This window comes from Kineococcus glutinatus (genome assembly GCF_039542765.1).
GTDB lineage: Bacteria > Actinomycetota > Actinomycetes > Actinomycetales > Kineococcaceae > Kineococcus_A > Kineococcus_A glutinatus.
Genome location: NZ_BAABIL010000137.1, coordinates 1 through 4983, shown reverse-complemented (window position 1 = coordinate 4983; position 4983 = coordinate 1). Strand labels below are relative to the sequence as shown.

Below are 4983 nucleotides of genomic sequence, written 5' to 3'. Positions count from 1 at the left end.
GGTGCGCGGGCTCGTGTCGTCGACCACGCCGCGACCCTAGCGACCCGGCGGCGGCGGGCCGCGGCGCGGATGCCGGCCGGTGCGCCCGCGCATCGGCCGAAAAGACGAGGCGACGTGTCGGAGGTCACCCCTACGGTCGAACCATGGCAGCGACGGACGCAGTGGTTGCACACGGATTGGTGAAACGGTACGGGGACGTCACCGCCCTGGCCGGCGTGGACCTGGCGGTGCCCCAGGGCACCGTGCTCTCCCTCCTCGGCCCCAACGGCGCCGGGAAGACGACGACCGTCCGGATCCTCACGACCCTCCTGCAGCCGGACTCCGGCTCGGCGACGGTCGCGGGCGTCGACGTGCTCCGCGACCCGCGCGAGGTGCGCCGGCGCATCGGGCTGTCGGGGCAGTACGCGGCGGTCGACGAGAACCTCACCGGCTTCGAGAACCTCGACATGGTCGGGCGGCTGTACCACCTCGGGCGCAAGCGCAGCCGGGAGCGGGCCCGGGAGCTGCTGGAGCTGTTCCGGCTCTCCGACGCCGCCGACCGCCCGACGAAGACGTACTCCGGCGGCATGCGCCGGCGCCTGGACCTCGCGGGCGCGCTGGTCGCCGAGCCGCAGGTGCTCTTCCTCGACGAGCCCACGACGGGCCTGGACCCGCGCAGCCGGATGGACATGTGGGACCTGCTGTCCTCCATGGTGCGCGGCGGCACCACCCTGCTGCTCACCACGCAGTACCTGGAGGAGGCCGAGCGCCTCGCCGACGACATCGTGGTCATCGACCACGGCCGCGTCATCGCCCAGGGCACCGCCGACCAGCTCAAGCAGCAGGTGGGCGGCGAGCGCATCGAGGTCGTCGTCGGCACCGACGCGGAGCTGGAGACCGCACGCGCGGCCCTGCAGTCCCTCGCGGTCGGGGAGGTGTCGGTGGAGCGGCAGTCGCGCCGGCTCACCGCCCCCGTCACCGGCGGCGCCTCGACGCTGGTGGAGGCGCTGCGCCGGCTGGACGCCGCCGGCGTCGCGCTGCTCGACGCCGGCCTGCGCCGGCCCACGATGGACGACGTGTTCCTCACCCTCACCGGCCGCCCGGCCGAGGAGGCCGGTGGCGAGGACGGCACGGCACCCGCGCCGCGCTCGCGCACCGTCGAGCTCGACGAGAACGCGGAGGTGACCCGGTGAGCGCCGTGCTGGCCGCGCTGGGCGACGGCTCGGTCGTCGCCAAGCGCAACGTCATCAAGATCAGGCGGGTGCCCGACCTCCTCGTCGGCACGCTGCTGTCGCCCATCATGTTCATCCTGCTGTTCGCCTACGTCTTCGGCTCCGCCATCCCGGCGCCGGCCGGGGTGGACTACAAGGAGTTCCTCGTGCCGGGCATCTTCGCCCAGACGGTGATCTTCGGCGGCACCATCACCGGTGCGGGGCTGGCCGACGACATGCAGAAGGGCATCATCGACCGGTTCCGGTCGCTGCCCATGGCGCAGTCGGCGGTGCTGATCGGCCGCACCGGCAGCGACGTCATCATCAACGTCCTCACCATCGCGATCATGACGGCGACCGGCCTGGTCGTCGGCTGGCGGATCCGCGGCTCGTTCCTCGAGGCCGTGCTGGCCTTCGCGCTGCTGCTGCTGTTCGCCTACGCCGTCTCCTGGGTGATGGCGTTCTTCGGCCTGCTCGTACGCAGCCCGGAGGCGTTCAACAACATCATCTTCATCACCGTGTTCCCGATCACGTTCATCGCCAACACCTTCGTGCCCACCGAGGGGTTTCCCACCGTGCTGCGCGTCGTGGCCGAGTGGAACCCGGTGTCGTCCCTGACGCTGGGCGTGCGGGAGCTGTTCGGCAACGTCCCGCCGGCCGGGGCGCCGCTCGTGCAGTCCGAGGCCTGGGCGATGCAGAACCCGGTGCCCTACACGCTGCTGTGGGTCGTGATCATCCTGGCGGTGTTCGTCCCGCTGGCGACGCGGCAGTACAAGCGCTCCGCCGCCCGCTGAGGCGACCACACCCCACCCGAGCCCACCGCGGCCCGGCACGCGCCGTGCGTGCCGGGCCGTGGCGCGTGCGCGGGCCGTGGCGCCGTCCGCCGCGGGTCAGAGCAGCGGCACCAGCCCGGCCAGCAGCGCCGCGCAGCGCGGGGCGGCCTCCCGGCCCGCGGCCAGCACCTCCGCGTGCGACAGCGGCTCGGCCTGCACCCCCGCGGCCAGGTTCGTCACCAGCGACAGCCCCAGCACCTCCATGCCCGCGTGCCGCGCCGCGATGGCCTCCAGCGCGGTCGACATGCCGACGAGGGTGCCGCCGATCACGCCGGCCATCCGCACCTCCGCCGGGGTCTCGTAGTGCGGGCCGGGGAACTGCACGTACACGCCCTCGGGCAGGTCCGGCCGCACCGTGCGGGCCAGCTCCCGCAACCGGGAGGAGTACAGGTCGGTGAGGTCGACGAAGGTCGGGCCCTCCAGCGGGGAGCGGCCCGTGAGGTTGACGTGGTCGCGGATCAGCACCGCCGAGCCCGGCGCGATCGCCGGGTCGAGCCCGCCGCAGCCGTTGGTGAGCACCACGGTGCGGCAGCCCGCCGCGGCGGCGGTGCGCACCCCGTGCGCCACCGCCCGCACGCCGTGGCCCTCGTAGAGGTGGGTGCGGGCGCCGATGACGAGGGCGCGCAGCGGCTCGGCCCCCTCCCGCGGCACCGACAGCGAGCGCAACGTGCCCACGTGGCCGCTGACCACGGGCTTGGAGAAGCCGGGCACCTCGTCGGCGGCGACCTCGGCGACGACCTCGCCGACCAGGTCGGCCGCGGCCGCCCAGCCCGAGCCGAGCACCAGCGCCACGTCGTGCCCGGGTACCCCCGTCAGCTCCGCCAGCCGCGCGGCGGCCCGGGCGGCCAGCTCCTGCGGGTCGGCGGCGGCGCCGGAGTGCACGCCGGGGGAGGAGGGGGCGTCAGGGGTGCTCGCGTCGGTCACGGCGCCGAGCCTAAGCCGCGGCCCGCGCACCCGGACCGGGCGCCGCGACCGGGCGCCGCTCAGACGTCGTTGGACCGGCAGGGCCGCCGGCGCAGCGACTCCACGTAGTCCGACGGCGCCCCGCCGGCCTCCGCCGCGTCGGCGATCATCCCGAGGTAGCGGGCGGTGGGCAGCCCGCCCTCGTAGTCGTCCAGCACGTAGATCCAGGCCAGCACCTCACCGTCGAGGGTGTGCACCCGCACCCGCAGCTTGCGGAAGAGGCCGATGCCGACGCCCTCCCACTCGTCCAGGCGCGCCTCGTCCGCCTCGGTGATGTCGTACAGGGCCACGTACACCTGCTCCTGCGGCGCCTCCACCACCGTCGCCAGGGGCCCCTCCCAGCCGCGGTCCTCCCCGCCGAACGTCAGGCGCCACCCGGTCAGCCAGCCGCTGGCGCGCCGCGGTGAGTGCGGTGCCCGGTGGGCCATCTGATCGGGGTGCAGGTTGCTGCCGTAGGCGGCGTAGACGGGCACGAGCCGGAATCGTAGGCCCCCGGCGGGCGGGGCGTGCGCGAGCGCGACGGCGGCGGGCTGCCCGCACGGCCGACTCCTGACACGATGGACGCCGTGACGAGCAACGCGCACAGCAGGCGTCCCCGTGTCGGCATCCTCGGCGGCGGCCCGGGCGGTTACGAGGCGGCCCTCGTCGCCGCCCAGCTCGGCGCCGACGTGACCGTCGTGGAGGACGAGGGGCTCGGCGGGTCCGCGGTCCTCACCGACGTCGTGCCCAGCAAGACGCTCATCGCCACCGCCGAGGCCATGACCGCCGTGGCCGGCTCCACCGAGCTCGGCCTGCGCTTCCCCGGTGGTCCCGGCCCCGACACGGAGGCCTCCGGCAGCGTCGGCGTCGACCTCGGGCGGGTCAACCACCGCGTCAAGGCCCTCGCCCGCGCCCAGTCCGACGACATCCGCACCCGCCTGGAGAAGGAGGGCGTGCGGCTGCTGTCCGGCCGCGGCCGCCTCGACGGCCCCCAGGGCCTGCAGGTCGTCTCCGGCGAGGACGCCGGCGCGCACGTGGACGTCGACACGGTCCTCGTCAGCGTCGGCTCCAGCCCGCGCACCCTGCCCGCGGCCCAGCCCGACGGCGAGCGCATCCTCACCTGGAAGCAGCTGTACGACCTCGACTCCCTCCCGGAGCGGATGATCGTCGTGGGCTCCGGCGTCACCGGCGCGGAGTTCGCGGGCGCCTACAACGCCCTCGGCGCCGACGTCGTCCTCGTCTCCAGCCGCGACCGCGTCCTGCCCGGGGAGGACGCCGACGCCGCGGAGGTCCTCGAGGACGTCTTCCGCCGCCGCGGCATGACCGTCATGTCCCGCTCCCGGGCGCAGGCGGCCGAGCGCCACGGCGACACCGTGACCGTGACCCTCGCCGACGGGCGCACCGTGGAGGGCTCGCACTGCCTCATCGCGGTCGGTGCGATCCCCAACACCGCCGACATCGGGCTGGCGGAGGCCGGGGTGGACGTCGCCGACTCCGGGCACGTCTCCGTCGACCGCGTCTCGCGGACCTCGGCGCGCGGCGTCTACGCGGCCGGCGACTGCACGGGCGTCTTCCCGCTGGCCTCCGTGGCGGCCATGCAGGGCCGGATCGCGATGTGGCACTCCCTCGGCGACGCCGTCAACCCGCTCGCGCTGCGCTCGGTGTCCTCCAACATCTTCACCTCCCCCGAGATCGCCACCGTGGGCTGGACGCAGGCGCAGATCGACTCCGGCGAGGCGCAGGGGCAGATCGTCAAGCTGCCGCTGTCGACGAACGCGCGGGCCAAGATGCTCGGCATCCACGACGGGTTCGTGAAGCTGTTCTGCCGCACCGGTTCCGGTACCGTCATCGGCGGCGTCATCGTCGCCCCGCGCGCCAGCGAGCTGATCTTCCCCCTCACCCTCGCGGTGGAGAAGCGGCTCAACGTCGACGACGTCGCGCACGCCTTCACGGTGTACCCGTCGCTGTCCGGCTCCCTCGCGGAGGCGGCGCGGCAGCTGCACGTCATGGGCTGAGGT

Annotated in this window: 5 protein-coding genes; 3 read left to right on the top strand and 2 right to left on the bottom strand. The window is 74.5% G+C overall.

The window, feature by feature from the left end; all coding sequences use genetic code 11:
• Positions 1-143 precede the first annotated feature (143 nt).
• Complete coding sequence (locus tag ABEB16_RS06145; protein WP_345711378.1) at positions 144-1172, top strand: ATP-binding cassette domain-containing protein; 1029 nt, start codon at positions 144-146, stop codon at positions 1170-1172.
• Positions 1169-1984 carry an ABC transporter permease gene (locus tag ABEB16_RS06140; protein ID WP_345711377.1) on the top strand — a complete coding sequence of 272 codons (816 nt, stop codon included), beginning with the start codon at positions 1169-1171 and terminating at the stop codon, positions 1982-1984. The genes ABEB16_RS06145 and ABEB16_RS06140 overlap by 4 nt, the downstream gene beginning before the upstream one ends.
• Before the next feature lie 96 nt (positions 1985-2080).
• On the opposite strand, the gene ABEB16_RS06135 is transcribed toward ABEB16_RS06140, so the two are convergent.
• Together ABEB16_RS06135 and ABEB16_RS06130 are read right to left on the bottom strand one after the other, a co-directional pair.
• Complete coding sequence (locus tag ABEB16_RS06135) at positions 2081-2947, bottom strand: purine-nucleoside phosphorylase (protein ID WP_345711376.1); 867 nt, start codon at positions 2945-2947, stop codon at positions 2081-2083.
• A gap of 59 nt (positions 2948-3006) precedes the next feature.
• On the bottom strand, positions 3007-3459 hold the full coding sequence (locus tag ABEB16_RS06130) for a gamma-glutamylcyclotransferase family protein (protein WP_345711375.1): 453 nt from the start codon (positions 3457-3459) through the stop codon (positions 3007-3009).
• Positions 3460-3552: 93 nt separating this feature from the next.
• Between ABEB16_RS06130 and ABEB16_RS06125 the strand changes: the two genes are divergently transcribed.
• Positions 3553-4980 (top strand): NAD(P)H-quinone dehydrogenase, encoded by a 1428-nt coding sequence (locus ABEB16_RS06125; protein WP_425560113.1) that lies wholly within the window; start codon positions 3553-3555, stop codon positions 4978-4980.
• The last annotated feature ends 3 nt before the right edge of the window (positions 4981-4983 follow it).

What these genes read in the sequence shown, in the direction of transcription:
- ABEB16_RS06145 (WP_345711378.1), top strand. Translation starts at nt 144, where the DNA reads ATGGCAGCGACGGACGCAGTGGTTGCACACGGATTGGTGAAACGGTAC.